Annotated in this window: 12 protein-coding genes; 3 read left to right on the forward strand and 9 right to left on the reverse strand. The window is 51.7% G+C overall.

Features of this window, described 5'->3' with window-relative positions:
- Positions 1 to 12: 12 nt before the first annotated feature.
- Positions 13 to 1,473: a protoporphyrinogen oxidase gene (gene hemG, locus GmarT_RS11410; RefSeq protein ID WP_002647913.1), complete on the forward strand. Its 1,461-nt coding sequence runs from the start codon at positions 13 to 15 to the stop codon at positions 1,471 to 1,473.
- Here the strand turns inward: hemG and GmarT_RS11415 are convergent.
- The gene (locus GmarT_RS11415) at positions 1,457 to 3,256 is read right to left on the reverse strand and encodes an arylsulfatase (RefSeq protein ID WP_002647912.1); all 1,800 of its coding nucleotides are present in this window, start codon (positions 3,254 to 3,256) and stop codon (positions 1,457 to 1,459) included. The two genes, hemG and GmarT_RS11415, sit on opposite strands and share 17 nt — an antisense overlap.
- Positions 3,257 to 3,394: 138 nt before the next feature.
- Positions 3,395 to 4,831 carry a DUF1598 domain-containing protein gene (locus GmarT_RS11420; RefSeq protein WP_002647911.1) on the reverse strand — a complete coding sequence of 479 codons (1,437 nt, stop codon included), beginning with the start codon at positions 4,829 to 4,831 and terminating at the stop codon, positions 3,395 to 3,397.
- A 232-nt stretch (positions 4,832 to 5,063) separates the two neighbouring features.
- Between GmarT_RS11420 and GmarT_RS11425 the strand changes: the two genes are divergently transcribed.
- Positions 5,064 to 5,786, forward strand: a complete 723-nt coding sequence (locus GmarT_RS11425) for a hypothetical protein (RefSeq protein WP_002647910.1) — start codon at positions 5,064 to 5,066, stop codon at positions 5,784 to 5,786.
- A 92-nt stretch (positions 5,787 to 5,878) separates the two neighbouring features.
- Positions 5,879 to 6,952 (forward strand): alpha/beta hydrolase, encoded by a 1,074-nt coding sequence (locus GmarT_RS11430; protein ID WP_002647909.1) that lies wholly within the window; start codon positions 5,879 to 5,881, stop codon positions 6,950 to 6,952.
- A 2-nt stretch (positions 6,953 to 6,954) separates the two neighbouring features.
- On the opposite strand, the gene GmarT_RS11435 is transcribed toward GmarT_RS11430, so the two are convergent.
- The 7 genes from GmarT_RS11435 to GmarT_RS11465 form a co-directional block, all read right to left on the reverse strand.
- Positions 6,955 to 7,311: a hypothetical protein gene (locus GmarT_RS11435; protein WP_002647908.1), complete on the reverse strand. Its 357-nt coding sequence runs from the start codon at positions 7,309 to 7,311 to the stop codon at positions 6,955 to 6,957.
- Positions 7,312 to 7,985: 674 nt separating this feature from the next.
- Entirely contained in the window at positions 7,986 to 8,720 is a 735-nt protein-coding gene (locus GmarT_RS11440; RefSeq protein WP_002647906.1) for an MBL fold metallo-hydrolase, read from the reverse strand.
- Between the two features lie 54 nt (positions 8,721 to 8,774).
- Entirely contained in the window at positions 8,775 to 9,635 is an 861-nt protein-coding gene (locus GmarT_RS11445; protein ID WP_002647905.1) for an HNH endonuclease, read from the reverse strand.
- A gap of 11 nt (positions 9,636 to 9,646) precedes the next feature.
- Positions 9,647 to 10,897 carry a hypothetical protein gene (locus GmarT_RS11450; RefSeq protein ID WP_002647904.1) on the reverse strand — a complete coding sequence of 417 codons (1,251 nt, stop codon included), beginning with the start codon at positions 10,895 to 10,897 and terminating at the stop codon, positions 9,647 to 9,649.
- Between the two features lie 372 nt (positions 10,898 to 11,269).
- Positions 11,270 to 11,767, reverse strand: coding sequence for a hypothetical protein (locus tag GmarT_RS11455; RefSeq protein WP_002647903.1), 498 nt, complete (start codon positions 11,765 to 11,767; stop codon positions 11,270 to 11,272).
- Positions 11,768 to 12,618: 851 nt separating this feature from the next.
- Positions 12,619 to 16,731: an FAD-dependent oxidoreductase gene (locus GmarT_RS11460; protein ID WP_002647901.1), complete on the reverse strand. Its 4,113-nt coding sequence runs from the start codon at positions 16,729 to 16,731 to the stop codon at positions 12,619 to 12,621.
- Between the two features lie 69 nt (positions 16,732 to 16,800).
- A complete protein-coding gene (locus tag GmarT_RS11465) occupies positions 16,801 to 17,976 on the reverse strand; it encodes a sialidase family protein (protein WP_002647900.1) in 1,176 nt (391 codons plus the stop codon).
- Positions 17,977 to 17,990 lie beyond the last annotated feature (14 nt).

Consider the following 17,990-nt stretch of genomic DNA (forward strand, 5'->3'; position numbering starts at 1 on the left):
ATCGAGTCCGTTATGAATCAGTCTGCACCCGCAAAACGAATCGCAGTGGTTGGCGGCGGAATTACCGGCCTGTCTGCGGCATTCCATCTGCAGGAGCTGGCGCAGGAAAAGAATCAGCCTGTTGAAGTCACGCTGTTCGAATCACAACCGGAAGCCGGCGGCTGGATTGGCACAATCAGTCAGGATGGCTACCGGATCGACACCGGCGCGGATATGTTTATTACGAACAAACCCGCGGCGATTGAACTCTGCCAGCGACTCGGTCTCGAAGATCAGCTGATTTCCACCAATCAACAGTATCGCGGCGCTCTGATTCTCAAAGACGGCACACCGGTTCCCGTGCCTCTGGGTTTTGAACTGATGACGCCTTCCCGGATTCTTCCCATGTTGAAGACTCCCCTGCTTAGCCCGATCGGAAAACTGCGGATGGGGCTCGAATACTTTCTCCCCCGTCGCACGAGTGAGTCAGGTTTAGACGCAGACGACGAAAGTCTCGCACAGTTTGTTACCCGTCGCTTCGGCAGGGAAGCGTTGACGCGGCTGATTCAGCCACTGGTTGCCGGCATTTATACTTCCGATCCGGAGAAGCTGAGTCTGCGGGCGACGTTACCTCGTTTTCTTGATATGGAACGCGATCATCGCAGTCTGATCAAGGCAATTCGCAAGCAGAAGAAACAGACCAAATCTGCCGACGCCACGGGCGCGCGATACGGATTGTTTGCCGCTTTCAAAGAGGGAATGCAGACGTTGATTCGCACGCTCGCCGATCGGGTTTCCTCCACAGGGACGATACTCTACGAACATCGCGTGACGCATGTCGCTGCCGCAGATTCGGGCTATGATCTGACGATTGAATCTACCGTTGAAACGCAGACGCAGCATTTTGACGCGGTTCTTCTCACCACGGCGGCACCACAGGCGGGGCAGATGCTTGAGGCATACGCTCCCGTGCTGTCAGGACTGCTGAAACAGATCGAATACGCTTCGACTGCGATTCAGGTCAGCGTGTATCGCCAGGAGAATATTAAACATCCTCTGCACGCCTTTGGTCTGGTGATCCCTGCAGCCGAGCAGCGGAAAATATTCGCGGTTGCGTTCGCCAGCCGCAAATTTCCCGGGCGGGCACCGGAAGGTTGTGTGCAGTTGCGGACCTTTGTTGGTGGTGCGATGCAGCCTGAACTGCTGGAGCACTCGGATGACGAATTGAACGCGATTGTGAATCAGGAACTGGCCGACATTCTCGGCGTATCCGGCGAACCGATCTTTTCAAAGCTGCTTCGTCACAACCAGTCGATGCCGCAATACCATCTGGGGCATCTGCAGTTGGTCGAACGGATTGAACAGTCAGCCGCGACTTTAGCGGGACTGGAACTGGCAGGCAACGCGTATCGTGGCGTCGGTATTCCGGACTGCATTCACAGTGCCGAACAGGCGGCCGAACGCTTGCTGGTGGACCTTACTGCACGCGTTTAAGTTCGAAACCCTTCACGTCCAGTAGTTCAGAACCGGGCTTTTTGACTCCAGTCAGCGTGAGGTTGCAGTTTCCTTTTTTGAGAGTGAATGTTCCCAGTTTGATCTTGGCCCAGTCCTTACTCATGTAGTTGTCCGATTGTTCGACGCGATCCTGGTTGCCGATTTTTGGTGGATCGTGTGGTTCTGAAATCGTTGCGTTCAGTGTTTGATCATGCACACGAGCCTGCACTTCACAACCGACATCCTCTGCGCGGCAGGTATATTTGAGTGTGGCCTCATAGGTGCCCGGCTGCAGCACATCCAGGTGCCAGACGACGGACGCATTGGAGTCGGTCCAGTCTTCAATCCAGCTGTTGGCATAACCGTTGTGTCCATTGCCGCTGTAGTTGATCCCCTGGCCTGCTTCAGGAAACAGGAACGATTCATTCGCCGGCAGTGATGTGAATTGTTCTTTGGGGTGACCTGCGGGAATCGGTATCGGTTCGAAGCCTGCCTGTGAGACATCTTTGAACCAGTCTCTGTAAGCGGCACTCAGATCTTTGATGACAGCGGGATGTGCTTCTATGACGTTCTGTTTTTGTGACGGATCGGCCTGCATGTCATACAGACTCCATTTGCCCCGTTCGTAAGCGGCCCGCCAGCGATCGGTACGCACCGAACCGTTGGGCAGTTCATCGTCCGGAATTGAATTGCGAAACAGTCGATCCGAAAACAGCATACGCTGCGGCCAGTCTTTGTTCGATTTATTTGTCAGCAGCGGTACCAGGCTTTTACCATCCAAAGGTTGATCAGCGGTATTTTCAACACTGCATAATTCCAACAGTGTCGGCAGAATATCAATGTGTGCGGCGATTGGTTTCACGACGGTTCCCGCTTTGATTTTACCCGGATAGCGGACAAACAGGGGGACCCGGATTCCGCCTTCGTGGATCGATCCTTTTCTCCCTCGCATGTTGCCGTTATAGCGATTACTGTTGGGCCCGTTGTCGGTCAGAAACAGGACGATCGTGTTGTCGCTCAGTTTCAGATCATCGAGTGTCTGCATCAACCGTCCCAGATTGTCGTCCACACATTCGACCATCGCATACGCGCAGCGGGCCTTGTCATCCAGTCCTTTATTTGCGTACTTGTCCCAGTACTTTTCGGGAACGATCCAGGGAGAATGCGGTGCGTTATAAGGGACGTAGCAGAAGAATGGCTGGTCCTTGTTCTGTTTGATGAAATCAATCGCGCGGTCGGTCAGCACATCGGTGATGTAACCTTCCGTCTTGACCGGCTGTTTGTTGTGTTCCAGATTGGTATCGAAATAACGGTTCCAGTGACCGCCACAGAAACCGAAGAATTCGTCGAAGCCCTGTCCGTTGGGATGCATGGGGTAATGCCGACCATTATGCCACTTGCCGAAGGCCCCGGTTTTGTAGCCGGCCGCTTTGAACATTTCGGCGATCGTGGTCTCTTCGGCTCGCATGTTTTCAAAGCCACGCGTCACGCCATGCACGCCGGTTCGCAGACTGTAGCGACCTGTCAGCAATGACGATCGTGTGGGGGCACAGACGGGTGAGACATAGAACCGTTCGAACCGTGCGCCCTGTGATGCCAGCAGATCCTGTTGAGGCGTTTCGATCAGTGGATTGTCATGCGAGCGGACATCCCCCCAGCCCTGGTCGTCGGTCATGATCAACAGCACGTTGGGACGTTCCGCCGCCTGCAGGAACGAACCACGACTCAAGATCAGTGTTAATACAAATAGCAGGGCCAAATTCAGAAGGAGCGTGCGTCTCATGATGAAATCAATGTCCTCAATGATCAGATTAGAGCGTCGGGTGGCACTGTCGGCTTGCCCGACAGTGAAAAAACAGGGCAGACTTCAGCTTAGAATTCAACCGGATTCATTCCAGTAGACCGAATCGGCAATGCACAGTCAATCCCACCACCAGCGAGCGGGTTGCTGCTGGTCCCGTTTACTGACAGAGGACTGTTTTTCTTCCAGTGACATATCGCGGCTCACCTGGAACGCGGTCTGGTTCAAAACCGAGCGGGCATTGATGGTGACTCCCCCGCCTACCAGGCAGATCATCAACCGCCCTGCCTTCTTGTAATTCATCGCCGTGGGGACCTGTTTGGGAATATTTCCTTCGGGGACCAGTTCGCTTGATGCGGATGAAAACAGTGAGTGTCGCCAGTCGATCTGTTTGTCCAGGCGTTCCCGATGGATCAGCGCCGCCAGAACCGTCAGGTCGGTAATCGACTGCAGTTCGGCGAACGTGGGATGCAGGTCGGCCAGCTTCGCAAAATTCTTCGTAAACTGCTGGGCATACTTTGTAGTCGAAACCCTGGTCTGGGCGGCATCGGTGCGTTGACCAGCAGAATTCACGAATTCTTCCTGCGACATCATCTGCAGTCGCTGTCCGGCGAACTGAAACGCATCCCTGTCGGCTGTCGTTGTGAAAGCATCGTACAGAGGTGTGAACCACCAGCGCTGCGTGCTGTTTCCGCCGCCTCGGAGCGTTGACAGATGACTTTTGATTTCACGGATTCCCGAGGGTTCGAGGCCGATGGAAATCCGTTTGAGCATATAGTCGGCCTCGACAAGGATGCGGGCGTAATGCGAGCCGGCAGGCACCCCGGTGACCGAGACATCCTGCATGCCCAGGATCTGTGCCATGGTTTTGAAGCGAATGGCGGCGGTGGCAGCGGAAGATGCGTTATTCGTACGCCGAATATATTCATTCATCTTCGCCAGGTTGTCGGGCTTCGCATCGAATGAACAACCGGTGATCAGCCCGCGATCCTGTGACTGAAACGCGACGACCAGGTCATCCAGTCGAATGGGGGGCCGCCCTGTATCGACGCCGACCACCCGGTTCTGCGCATTGGCGGCGAAGCCTTCCGCGGGACCGGCGATGATCAGGTCATTGTGCTCGCGATCAACGAACAGATAATCAATCCGCGTCAGTCCCGCCAGATACAAAACCTCGGGAGGCAGCGGTTCGTTTTTCGTTTGGTATTCCTGACAGACCTTTTCCAGTTGGACCAGTGAGATCTTGCGAAATTCCGACTTGCGATTCACGTCGGCGGGCAGTGCTTCCGCGGCGAGTGCCTGCAGTCGCCGTTGATTTAACTGGCTGCTGTTCTGCGTCACCCGAAACGGCGCGGCGATTACGCCGTCCGCATCAATGGTGATGCCGCCCGCATTCTGGTTATTGTTATTGTTGCCGTTCTGGTTATTTCCGCCGTTGTTGTTGCCCCCATTGTTGGTCTGTGCCAGACCAGCTGCGCAGAAAGAGAACAGCAGACAGAGGCTTGCTATCGTGCGCACGATGTTGTTTCGATGGGGGATGAGAGAGAGGCCTTTCATCAATCAACGCTTTCCGCCCCGAGAGGCTGTCAGAAAATGCGGCCCGCAGATTAAAGATGACATCTGCCATTCTAGCAGGGCAAGCAGGCGGGAGGCAGGACTTTTCCGGTATTCTGAATCAGTTTCCAGTAGATTCCGATAGCCTCTGTGACTCGCTGGGTTCAGAAACGATGGTTAATGTAGTAGCGTATACTGTGTTTTATTTACTTGCTGAATTAAATTGAGAAATGATATGGCATTGGTTACTGAAATCAGACTCTGGCATCAGCAGTATGTGGCTGCCCGGGAGGATGCAGCTCAATTGGCTCAACTGGTCAATCATTCTTTCGAGCAATGCCGTCAGGCACTGGTGATGCTGGAAGAGCGCCTGGCAGAACTCGGCTATCCGGTGGCCTCTTTGATTCTGCAGCCTGAAGCAGAACAGGAATCGCGTATCTCACACATCGAAACAATAACGCAGCGCGAGGTTCCGGCCGTCCTCAAACAATTGTGGCGAACCCTGGGAGGGATCTCTTTCATTGATGTGGACGACTACTCGCATTGTGAATTCTGGGGCCGACTGGGAATCGAAGGAGCACACGGATTCTGTGACGGTGTCTATGTCGATGCCTGTAGTCAGGAGTGGCTGGATTATACCGTGGAAGATTTCGAAGCCTGTCAGTCAGACAATACTGTTTCGGAATTCCTCTATTCGTTTGCCCCTGATGGATATCACAAAGACGATATTTCCGGAGGCGATCCCTATGGTCTGCGGGGAGAAGGCTGGCTGGCAGAGGTGGTCTTTTTTTCCTGGTCCGGAAAGCGGGTTCCGGAGAGTGCCCCTGCTTTTCCACTGGATCTATTAGGATATCTGCGGACATCAATTCTGGAATGTGGCGGTTTTTCAGGATTATTGGGACATCCAAAATTTGAACCCATTCGCGAAAAACTGGTAGCGGGGCTGCCTCTCTTCTGATTAAATGGTGGATGACGCCGATTTGATCAAAGTGTGAATTCAACGGGCGGTTATTTTCAACTCTGAAATCAATCTGGAAAAAGAGCAATACAATGACACGTATCTCCCTGAAACATGCTGGTATTCGTCTGCTTGTGTTGAGTACTGTGATCGCGGTTACCTGTCCCGGGTGGGCCGATGAAAAGCCTTCAGCGGATGAACGGCTGCAGAAACTGTTGAAACGTTTTCCCGACGCCGACAAAAATAAAGACGGTAAACTGACGCGGGAAGAGGTGCAGGAATTTCGCCAGAAGCGTCAGAGACCCCGGGACGCAAGTGCAGAGCCGACACATGCAAATGTGAAGTATGGTAAACACGAACGGAACGTACTGGACTTTTATCAGGCGGAGTCAGATACGCCGACCCCACTCGTGATTTACATTCATGGTGGCGGTTTCGTAGGCGGCAGCAAAAAAATGAATCCGCGGCTGGTCCAGAATTATCATAATGCGGGGATGAGTGTGGCTGCGATTCACTATCGCTTTATTGACGGCGAAGATATCCTGCTCCCCGAGCCTCAGCGTGACGGAGCCCGGGCCGTGCAGTTCCTGCGGAGCAATACGAAAGAGTGGAATATCGACCCGAAACGTGTTGCCTGTTATGGGGGTTCCGCCGGCGCGGGGATTTCGATGTGGATTGGTTTTCACGATGATCTGGCAGAACCGGACAGTCAGGACCCTGTCGAACGCGAGTCCACCCGCATCCAGGCCATCGGCACGATCGGCGGTCAGAGCACCTATGATCCGATTAAAATCAAAGCGCTGGTGGGTGGACGGGCCTGGGAACATCCTTCCATCTTCAAAGCGTACGGCGTGACGACTGCCGAAGAAGCATTGAACCCGACGGCGGAACAGCAGAAACGCTACGATGAGTCGTCTGCGATCACGCATCTGACCAAAGACGATCCGGCATTGTACATGATCTACAGCGAAGCCGACGGCCCCCTGCCCGCCAATGCGCGGCCCGGCCAGGGTATTCATCACCCCAACTTCGGCCGAGACCTGGTCAAGAAGATGAACGAGCTGGGTATCGAAAACGTCTTCGTCTACACCGGCGACAACAAAAGCGGCGCCTCCCCCCAGGCAATGCTGGAGTTCTTTCAAAAGCAGTTCGCGAAGGTGAAGTAGGGTTAATTTCTTTGCGAACGAGACCAGTGCACACGGCTATGATGGTCGATCAGCAGGGCTTCACCCGATTCGTAGACGAATATGGAATCCTGTGACTGGCCAAAGAAAGTGATTCCGTTAAGTCGTTCGCAGATGGTGTTTGTTGAACAGACAAATGGAGGGTATTCTTCAATTGACCATGCAGTATGTCCCAAGGCATCGGGAACCACGACGGCGCGACCACTGGGATTCAGGCTGGTATGGGTGAGTAATCGTTTGTAAATCTCGGTTGCATTCCCTGCCAGTCCCCCCTTGTTCGGATAAACCATAGTCAGGATCATCAGGATGACGAAAAAGATCGCAGGAATAATCAGCGGCATAGTCAGCTGTTTGCATCGCACTGAGAAAGGCGTCCCAGTCCAGGCCCACTTCATCTGTAATCCAACCTTTTGATTCAGGGAAGAATTTGCGAATCAGTCGGGCTGCCTCCAGAAACTCGGGGTCAGTGCCTTTCATGATTTGCGTTTCTGTCTGGAAAGTTGGGAGATACGTTCATTCAGATCATCTAATGCAGTTGAGAAAATTTCAGACTCAGTGACACATCGCAACGCTGTTTCACGCATTTCAGGTGAGCATCGTTTTGGTTGAAAACCGGGCCAGTTCGGAGCATATGTTATTGTTGCGTTCCAAACATTCTCGAGTTCAGAACGGGGTATTCCAAGAATCAGCGACTGGCGGTATCCCCACAATGAGCGAAAGAGGCTGATACAAGGTAACAGAAGAGACTCTGGATGATCCTCATCATAAATCAGATGTTTCGAGAATTCATCTGCAAATTTGAAGGCTCCTGACATGCCATCGAAAGAGGGGCTGGCTTGAGGATCTGTGATCAGATGATCCAGTTCCCTAAAAATATTCTGAAACACTGATTTATCAAACTCCATGTCATTAGCGACCACATTCATTGTCTGCAGGATCCTTCAGGGAAAGATGTCAAAAAATCAATACTTTCTTACAGGTGTTTTTCGTGGTAGCAAAATTCGTTTGTGCTGTCTCAATCGAAAACCGTTTTCATCGCGGTCGACAGATCCCGGAAGGCCTGTTCGCCGTTGCCGGTGAAACTGGAGCCGTGCATGACGGCGAGCGTTTTGGGTTTGAGGTCTGCCAGGCGGTTGAGAATCCGTTCGGTCTGTTTTGTGTAGGGGATGTAGTCAGCCAGCGGTCCCGCCTGCATCTGCTGCATTGCCGCCAGCACCTGTTCTGACAGATCGCTTTCGGTGAGGGCGTCCGGATTGCCTCCCTGGTGAAACAGGTCGGAACAGAACAGCGTGCCTTGCGTCTCTTCATACAGGAGCCCCGCATCCCAGCCGTGCGGCAGTTGCGCGGTCGAGCAAAAGCGGTATTGATGTCTGCCTGTGTTGAGCAGTTCGCCGTCGACCATGCCTTTGGGCGGCCGAATCGCGAAGTCGTTGATATTGACCATCGCCGAGACCAGGCTGCAGACCGGCTCTGCGTCGGGGGCGACTTCCAGCCACTGGTTGAGCGCCCCGCATTCATCCGACTCAAAATGACTGAAGGCGATATACCGCAGGTCCGCCGGATCCATCACCTGCGCGACCGCTTTGTGTAGCAGCGGAAAGCTGGATTTATACCCGGTCGTAAACAGCAGCGGCGCGTCATCACGGACCAGAAAATAATTAAACTGCAGATCCAGCCCCTGAGCATAACAGCCAATCCGAAACACATCCGACGCAATTTCGTTGATCGTGGGAGTCGCGAAGTCGAACATGGGTGTGGTTCCTAGATATTCATAACAATTAAGGGCTAGGCAAAAGAAATGATTTCATAATCTACGTGTAATATATGGAGGTATCGAACTGGTTATATCTAGTAATGTATCACTTTTTTTGAGATTACATTTTTGACAAAGAAGTTGAAGGTTAACAACATCATTACAACCCCCACGGGCAAGAGGAATTATATGATCGATATGATCATTCTCGGAAAGTTCGAGTATAATATCAGTATTACAAATCGCACATTTACCTCGGTCACGTGAATAAATAGTTTTCTTTGCCCAGGCTGGGATATTTTTCCGTACAACCCATTGTTGGGGATTCCCTTTTAGATCTTCATTTCCATCGAAGCCTATCATGACAAGTAATTGAGCAATAAATGCGCAAAGTTGTCTATCATGTAGTACACGATCTGAGTAATTAGCTGCGTACACTGATCCAAGCTCTTTGATTTTATCAGAGTAGCAATCTGTTATTTCATTATGAACCCGACGTAAGGTGTACCGAGTTTTATCAATTCTTCGATAGTATTCCTTTTCCTCTGACTTGTTGAAAAGCGAGTCAATGGATTCCGTAATATTTTTAGCACGACTTATCCATTTGTCGGCAGGACTTACTTCACCTGCTATCAAAAAATCTATCAAAGTTTCGAGGTACCAGGACAAATCCTCGCAGTCCTGCAGGTCAAATCTGTTGTCGCAAATTACAAACTCATCGTAGATCAACAAACCTAGATGATAAAGCACCCCTCTTTCCTCAAAGTTGTGAAAGAAAAATGGGGATTCTCTTTTACGAGCATAGCGTTTGAAAAAATCAAAGAGATCAAGGCTTGTCCAGTTTGGGTCCTGTAAGCGCATTAGCCCATAAGCATGTAATTTCAATGCAAAAGGTATATTGATCTGGATCATATATTTACTGTCTAAGTAATTGGCATTGATACTCTTTGATGATCTGGTAGGCGATTATACCACCTGATCGTTTCCGATGCCGCCATCTCAATAAAATGTGTTAGCTTTTCGAGCTCATTTGAAGGGCATTCTGTACCGGTGGTTTGGTAATTTGCTTTTGCATGTGCTACTTGATTTCTGGTGGAACAGATACATTCTGCTAAATCACGAGCATATCGATCTTTTTGTTTTTTATCTGTATCGTAACTAAGGAGTTTTTGAAGGGAATTAGGTAGTTCTTGATTCAATCCTATCAAGTCAACGCATGTTAAAAGTAAAGACTTTATTTGGTCTCGATCATTTCTTCTTACATCAAAACTTTTGGAGATTTGAAGAATCTCATTAATAAATTGACCATTTGGTTTAAGTGAATGGTGTGAATCGAGTTTTTTTCTAAGTTCATCATGCACTTCGAGATTGAGTACTATAGGAGCAAAGTATTCGAGTACTTTATAAAAGCTGAAAAAGCGTAAGGAAGGATCATTAACTTGTGAAGCTGCAAGATATAGGTGTATTCCATCATTGCATACTTCAAGTTGCTTAAATTTTAGGTCAAGACTTTTATTAGATTTTTCAGGATGGATTTCATCTTCTTCATGGATAAAACTGGTCTTGCTAAAAACGATATCATGTGAAGAAGCAAGCTCAAATAAATAGGATGACACGAGATCTAACGCTGCCTGCTCATTTTTTTGTCCTTTGCACTTTGAAAAATCTGCTTCTATTAATGTCAATGAGGTTAGGGGACCTAACTCTCTAGCTTCATAAGTGTTTTTTACTGAGGCATAAACTGCGACAGGAAGTGAGTAATATTTAAGTTGGAGTTTGATACCAGAATCTGTCGTGATACAAAGTTGTTCCCAGCGATAGCAAGCCAGATGTGCCATTTCACTCACAGGGTCAACCAACTGAATCGCTAGGTTTGACGTGTGGATGATAGAATTGTTATCGATGTATATGTTCTTACATTCTGCTGACTGAGAGATAAATTCCGCAACTCTAAAGCTGAAATAATCGTCTTCACCAGGAAAGAGTATACTGACTTTATCATTATCAATAATACATTTGAGGATTTCATCAGCAGAAACTAAATCTTCTATCCCATAGAAATCTAACTCATCTCCATTTTCAATTTTAGAAATATCTTCAAATTGGACTTTGCCACCAGAAGCTTCATTTATGAGTATCATCATTTCTTTAAGTGATTCAGTATCAACTTTCATTGTAAACTTCCTAAGCGTACTTAGTAGGACTCGGATAGACTATTTATCTTCCACTTCATTCATACGATCAAATATAGGAAAGATAAATTGATTGTTAAAGCATTTAATTGTTTGGGCTTATTTGTTGCCAGATGTTTTGACACGAAATGAATTATATTGGTTCAAAATTCAGCTCTTATAGTTCTCTATCCACGAAAACAGACAATCTCATGGAAAAGTGCAAATCGGTTTGAGGGGTTTTGTTGAATGAAGGGGATCAGGTGTTGCTGGTGCGGCATCAGTCTGTGTTACCTGCTGATTCAAGGCTGCGTGGGTGTCAAGAAACTGCGAGATTCCCGATGGGGAGATTGAAGACGGGGGCTGTCTTATCGATCAGCCGAAGAGGGATTGCCAGAGGGCGTTGGCGCGGTTGGTGATTTCATTCAGATTGAGGTGCATCGTGCGTCGGGGGGGATGGTCGGACCAGGACCAGCGGCCGGCGACTTTGCCGGACTCATCGACGGCGATGGTGGCGTGTGTGTCGCCGCGACGCCAGGTGCGCAGGGAATAGAGTTGCACGTCCCCCTGTTCTGCTGAGAGTGGGTTGTCTGCGGTTACCAGCATGGTGGAATTCAGGAGTGTGCCTCGGGTTTGGGAAACAGCGTCGGGGGGCGTGCCCAGGTGTGCGTCTGCTTGTGCTGTAGAAATTCCCAGGGGGATGCGGGCGGTGATGGATTCCAGTTCACTGACCTGATGGCGGGGCGCGTACTTGAAGTAGATGCCGACCGTCATTAAAAGCAGACAGCCAAGTACCGTGAGAATTATTTTCAGGTAGCGTTTCACGCGAACGGACATGGGTTTGAAATCCTGGCTGCCAAAGGACTGCTTCATTTCGTCTATCCTAAAGCAGGCCTGCTGATTTGTCACGAGGAATCTAAGGTTTACTGTGCCTTGTTCATCTGAGTGGAGCCCGGAGAGATCGGGTAGAATGGGACTGCAAATCTCTGTTTCCTGTGGGAAGGCACTTGCGCACTTCCGGGCAAGCCGGCAGATGGCACCCGGCGAACGGACATGGGTTTGAAATCCTGCCTGTCAAAGGACTGCTTCATTTCGTCTATCCTAAAGCAGGCCTGCTGATTTCTCACGAGGAATCTAAGGTTTACTGCGCCTTGTTCATCTGAGTGGAGCCTGGAGAGATCGGGTAGAATGGGACTGCAAATCTCTGTTTCCTGTGGGAAGGCACTTGCGCACTGCCGGGCAAGCCGGCAGATGGCACCCGGTGGTGTTTGGATCTCCGCAAACTTTCCCTGTGGATTCAGGGAGCGTTAATGTCATTTTATTGTTTCAAAGCGAGGTATTTCACATGCAGCAGACAGTGGTTGAAGTCTGTGGCCGACTCTCAGGATTATCGATAATGGCTCGGAGGAGACAAGTGGAGATCAACAAACACCGTGGCGATACGTGTCGACAGGAGTTGACAGCAGGGCGAACCGGACGCGAGAAGTGCGCCAAAGTGTGGCGATGGTGTGGCGACAGGCTGATTAATTTTATGCAGGTGTTTGGGCAAATCGCGTTAAGACCAGTGGGTTTTATAGTGCGAATATTTTCCGTAGTCGTGAAATTCACCTGAACCAGTAGTGGATCGCGCGCGACACACGTATAAATGCTGATTTTGCCGCGCGAAAAGCAGGAGTCAAGTCGAATTTCTTCAGCAGAAAGTGAACAGGATGACGTCACTTAAATCAGTTTTGCATACGATCCCAGGCGTTGAGCAGAAAGTTGCCTCGTTTGACTTTCGTGGCCGGCGACTTTTGTTCTTCTGCCTGTTGTACCTGTTTCGCCAGCTGACGCGGATCGAGAGTGCCCTGCTTGAGTTGGTGCAGTCCCTGTTCCCAGGCAGCCTTTGCAGATTGCGTCAGTGGTTCGTTGAGCCGGGCATTGTAGTCGTTGAAGAAGCCTTTTGTCGCGAAATAGAGGGCAGCCGGTATCGCCGGGTCGGAATCGGTGATTTTGATGTCGTTGAAGAAGCTGACCAGCTGACGATAACGCACGAGCGTTTGCAGCAGGAGTTCGGGGTCGAGATTGGCGGCAGTGGTCGACTGCTGTTTCGCGAGTGCGGCTGCATACCCGGCGGCTTCACCGGTCTGCAGGAAGACGGGTTCCAGACGGATGGCGCCCCAGGCAATATGGGTCGCAGAGAGACAGACGGGGACCAGCAGGTTGTCGACGCCTTGTGGCAGCAGTGCGCGATAGGGAATCTGCGACGGACGGGATTCTTCGGTGAGGATCAGTTTGCCGTCGTATTTGAATCCGGGGCGACTGTCCGTGGTGCAGGAATGCGAGTCCATGTACCAGTCGGTGACGGCGATGCTGTCCGGGTGGATGGGAGTCCGGCGGTAGTCTTCAATCAGCATGCCATCATTTTCATTGAAGACATGACGTCCCACAATGCGGCGGGCTTCGCGGACATACATTTCATAGGGAACGTGATCGTGGTCGGCGTATTCATCTTTGGGAAGCCCCCACTCGAGGTACTTCTTCCGCTGCGCCGCGGGGATCGATTCATCATGCTGCAGAAACCACATCAGCCCCAGACCGAAATCGAGATGCTGCTGAATGATCTGTTCGCGGGTGGACCAGTCGGCTTCCGGGTATGCGTGATTCTGTCCCGGCATGATCGGACTGTTGACGTGCGACTTGTGATTGGGGCCACGACTGGCAGGGATATACCGGCGGTGAAAGTTAAGATAATCCTCACGATTGTAGCTGTCGGGTTTGGGAATGGGCAGCCGATTCGCGGGGTCGGAGGTGACGCAGAAACGATAATTGTAAGCCTGGACAGCGCCATCTGCGGTGAACGGACTGGTAGGGTCCAGACTGCCCTGCCTTGCTCCGTAGACGCGAATGTTGAGACCCTCTTTGACGATGCTTTCGGGGCGATGGCCATCAATATTAACGAATACTTTACCGGCGTGCGGTTCGTTGAATTCCTCGCGGGCTTCTCGACCGACGCGATACGGGACATCAGCCAGCGCGAACAGATCGCCTTCATAGGTCGCATCGACAAAGGTGGTGCCATTTACCTGGATTGTTTGGGAAGTACCGAAGCGGCAGAGGGTGACGCTTTTGATGAGAGCGTTCTGGCGATCGACGTTCGTCGGGTAATGTTTCAACAGGAGTGTGATGTTGTTTTCCTGTGCGACGAGCCGATTGTATTCGCGTTCCGCGACATGCGGTTCTGCCCAGCCGATGGGATATTTTTCGTGTGTGTAGCGGATGGTCTGGTGATCGCGGGAGTCGCGACCGAAAGTGTTGATGTAATAGTTCTCGATGTTTTCCAGCAGTTCGCTGAAGAGGGGCGATCGGGGGCCGCCGTAGAGGGCATCCCACTGCATCAGGCCGTTGGTCATCATGCCGCCGAGGTGACCGTTATGCTGCACGAGCAGCACGGAACAACCTTCCCGGGCCGCACGCACGGCACAGGCGACACCGCCGCCCGTTCCACCGATGACGACAACATCGTATGTTTTGCCGTCAACTTCTGCCGCGGGCGTCTGTTTGGCGAGGGTGACGGGTTCGTCGGAATGTCGGGTACTTTCACCGGGTGTGCGGGGTTCGGTTTTATCAGCGAGGGGGGAGACGGCGACGCGGGTGGCCTCTGGATTGGGAAGCGGTTTCGCGATCGGTTTATCCGCCATGCTGATTTCGGGAAATCCGGAGGCTTTTGTACCGGCACGTTCGTCAGCAGCGATTTCTACAGGCAACAACTGCAGGCCATCGACGACCACGTAGCCATCGGCGCCGGTATTGGAAATGGTGATGTGCGCCGGTTGCCCGGCTTCGAAATGAAATTCCCCCAGAGAAACCGGGATACGATTGATGAGAGCGGGCTGTCGCTGATTGATGAAGACCGTTTTTTCTCCGTCTGCACTTTGGATGGTGACCGGGACTTTTGTGGAACGGTTCTCATGCCAGGTATAGAGCAGGCGGACTTCGTAGTCGCCGGTCTGTTTAATCTTCGGCGAGAAGCGGGCGGTTTTCTTACCGCGTTCTTTGTTGTTGTCGTGAGTGTAAGTCGGTCCGAGAGGCGAAGGCTGGCGATTGCTTTCACTCCAGCCTCCGGTGTATTCGGCTGCGGAGTCATCGAGGACAATTCCGGGCAGTTTTTCAGTCATTGTGATGACACGCGCCTGTGGTTGACCGCGTTTGACGGGCGAAGGCCAGTCGAGCAGTTGACCGTCGGCGAGGAGTTGGGTACGGAGTCGCTGGTAGTTGATTTCCTGGATCGGGGAATCGGCGTCGATGGCCTGGCTGGCGGCGGTGGCAGCGGACTGGCTGAGAATCATGAGAACGGGTTCCATGCGGGTGGAACCAAAGGCGACATGACTGGCGGAGATCGCAAAGGTGACCAGCAGGTTATTGCATTCGGAGGCTTTGGGGACGATCGCTGCCAAGCCGATGGGATAAGGACCGCGGGTGCCGGTGTGACCGAGCAGTTTGCCTTCGCGGATCATCATACCGTCATGAGCAATCCGACGGGTTTCGTGGATGTCGACTCCATAAGAGGCCAGTCCTACAGATTGGGGGGCGACTTCTGTGTGTCGACAATGATGTTCGGTCATGACCAGGTCGGAGATCATCCGCCGTGACTCGCGAATATAAAGTTGATGCGGCCAGCCTCCGTTGTCGAGAAATTCATCTTTGCAGAGACCGTACTGATTGATCTGCTGCCGGACTTTTGCAGGAACACGCGGGTCCGTCTTCAAAAAATGATAGAGGCCGCGGGCGTAGTTCTCGTGTTCTTTAATGATTTTCTGACGCTCTGCGTGGCTGGCTTCGGTGTAGCCTTTGTTTCCGCCGACGTAATTCAAACCGAAGTAGGCTGTGTTGAAATCGAATTTGCCGTTGGGGAGTGCATCGTGTTTGGTGAACCAGCGGAGGTCCATGTCATCGCCGGCCTTCTGACAGGCCTGGATGTAGCGGGCGACGATTTCATAGCGGGCAGGATCGTAGTTGGCGGGAGGTTCAATGGGGATGCGGTTCTCGGGTTGGTCGGTAACGCAGAGTCGGAAACAGTAGGCCTGTACTCCGGGAGCTGCTTCACCGGGAGTGCCGAGTTCACCCTCTTCGATTAACGGTAACAGACCGCTGTCCGGTTTGCCGGGAATGCGATAAGGATCGAGTGGGATGGAGCGATCCCATAAACCGCGGCGATCTTTACGGCGACCGATGGCATTGACTTTCCCAAACTTAACCTGTGGGATTTCGTGGTACTGAATGCCGTTCAACGTTTCGTTGTATTGTGAATTGGCTTCGCGGGTCAGCGAATAAGAGACACCGGCGGCAGCCAGCAGGTCTCCTTCATAGGTGGTGTCGATAAACATCTTCGCATCAATGCGGGTCCCCTTTTCTGTGATTAAAGTCTGAATGCGCGGCCCCTGCTTGATGACTTTTTTGAGCGGCTCTCCTTTAAGAACGGTCACGCCGACTTCTGTGATCATCTCGTCGAACACCTGTTCGGCGACATGGGGTTCGAGCTGTGTTTCGAGAGGTTTATTGTATCTCCTGCCGATGCGTTGATAAAATTCGCGTGCCATGCCGGCGACTGTGGCGGCTTTTCCCATGTCGGAAAAGCTGAGACCGCCGGAACTCATGCCACCCAGATGCTGTCCGGGCTCAATGAGTATCGCCTGTTTTCCGAGCCGGGCCGCTTTGACGGCAGCGACAACGCCACCGGAAGTTCCGCCATAGATGCAGATGTCGACACTGTGATCGGGTTTGTCAGCGGAGACAGACTGGAGAGGAAACAGACAGCAGCAGACGAGTATGAAAACAATGAGGCAGTTGCGAGGCATGGCAGGAACTCAATCTTTCTCGGGGAGCGATACCGGGTTTCAGAGTTGATGATGACTTCCGTGTTCGGATCAGTCCTGTAAGATCCATTTCAATGGAAATCGGGCGATTGTCAAGGCGGTTGTGTCGTAACCGTTATTTTTGAAGCCGCCATCTTCGTAGAAACAGAAGATCGTTCCATCGGGCAACGCTGCTAAATCGCTGTAACCGCTGATCCCCGGTTCGAGCACCTGCTTGCTGGCCCAGGTCTGACAGTCATCGAAGCTGACCTGCAGCGTCAGGTTTTTGCGATCGCGATTGGGCTTTCTACGTTTGGTTTTGTTTTCCAGATTGTCCGGGTTCGCGAAGACAATCGCATTCCTGGGTTGTGACTTACTGGCCGGGAGACGCAGGATGCTGGCCATGCAGACCGGTTCGCGGAGTTGATCGTCAAAATGTTTGCTGGTCCAGTTCGTCGCGCCGTTGTCGCTTACGGCAACCAGGCGTCGATGCGGATTGGATTCCGTGCGGATATTGACCAGGACCTGATTGTCAAACAACTGGACGGCGACGGTTTCACTGGGATTCACAACCGTTTCACCGGCGACAATATCTCCCTGCTTGACAATGATGTCACCGCGCTGCCAGGTTTTGCCATGATCGTCACTGAAGATGGTAGCGACGCTGGAGGGACGATGTTTTTTACCACCGGTTGATAACCAGACAGGAACGAGCAGACGTCCGTTCTGCAGTTGAATGCCATGACCGGGACCGGTAGCGATGACATTCCAGTCGTATTCCTTACGGAACTGTTCGAAGACACTGGTGATTTCAACGGGTTTACTGAAGGTCTTGCCGTCGTCTTTACTGTCGATATAAAAGCAGCGGCCGTAATTCTCACAATACAGGAGATGAACCTGTTCTGTCTGAGTATCCGCGAAAGCGACTACGTTGTTGACGGTGTTTTCTTTCGCATCATGAATGGTCTGGGGGGCCAGCCAGGTCTTGCCGCCATCAGTGCTGCGGCGCATGAGAATATCGATGTTGGCCCAGTCGCCGGCTGCTTTACGAGCTTCACAGTAAGCCAGCAGTGTGCCCTGCTTCGTGGTGATGATGCCGGGGATGCGGTAGTGATGATATAGACCGTCACGTGCTTCGAATAACACGGTCTTCTGCAGATCGTCGGCCTGACTGTGTTGCAGCGGCGAAAGAATCACGAACAGTGAGAGGGAGAAAAACAACATGGAGCGCAGTGGAAGGTGTGTCATTTTACCGATTTCCC

It is taken from the genome of Gimesia maris (assembly GCF_008298035.1).
In the GTDB taxonomy this organism is placed as follows: Bacteria; Planctomycetota; Planctomycetia; order Planctomycetales; family Planctomycetaceae; genus Gimesia; species Gimesia maris.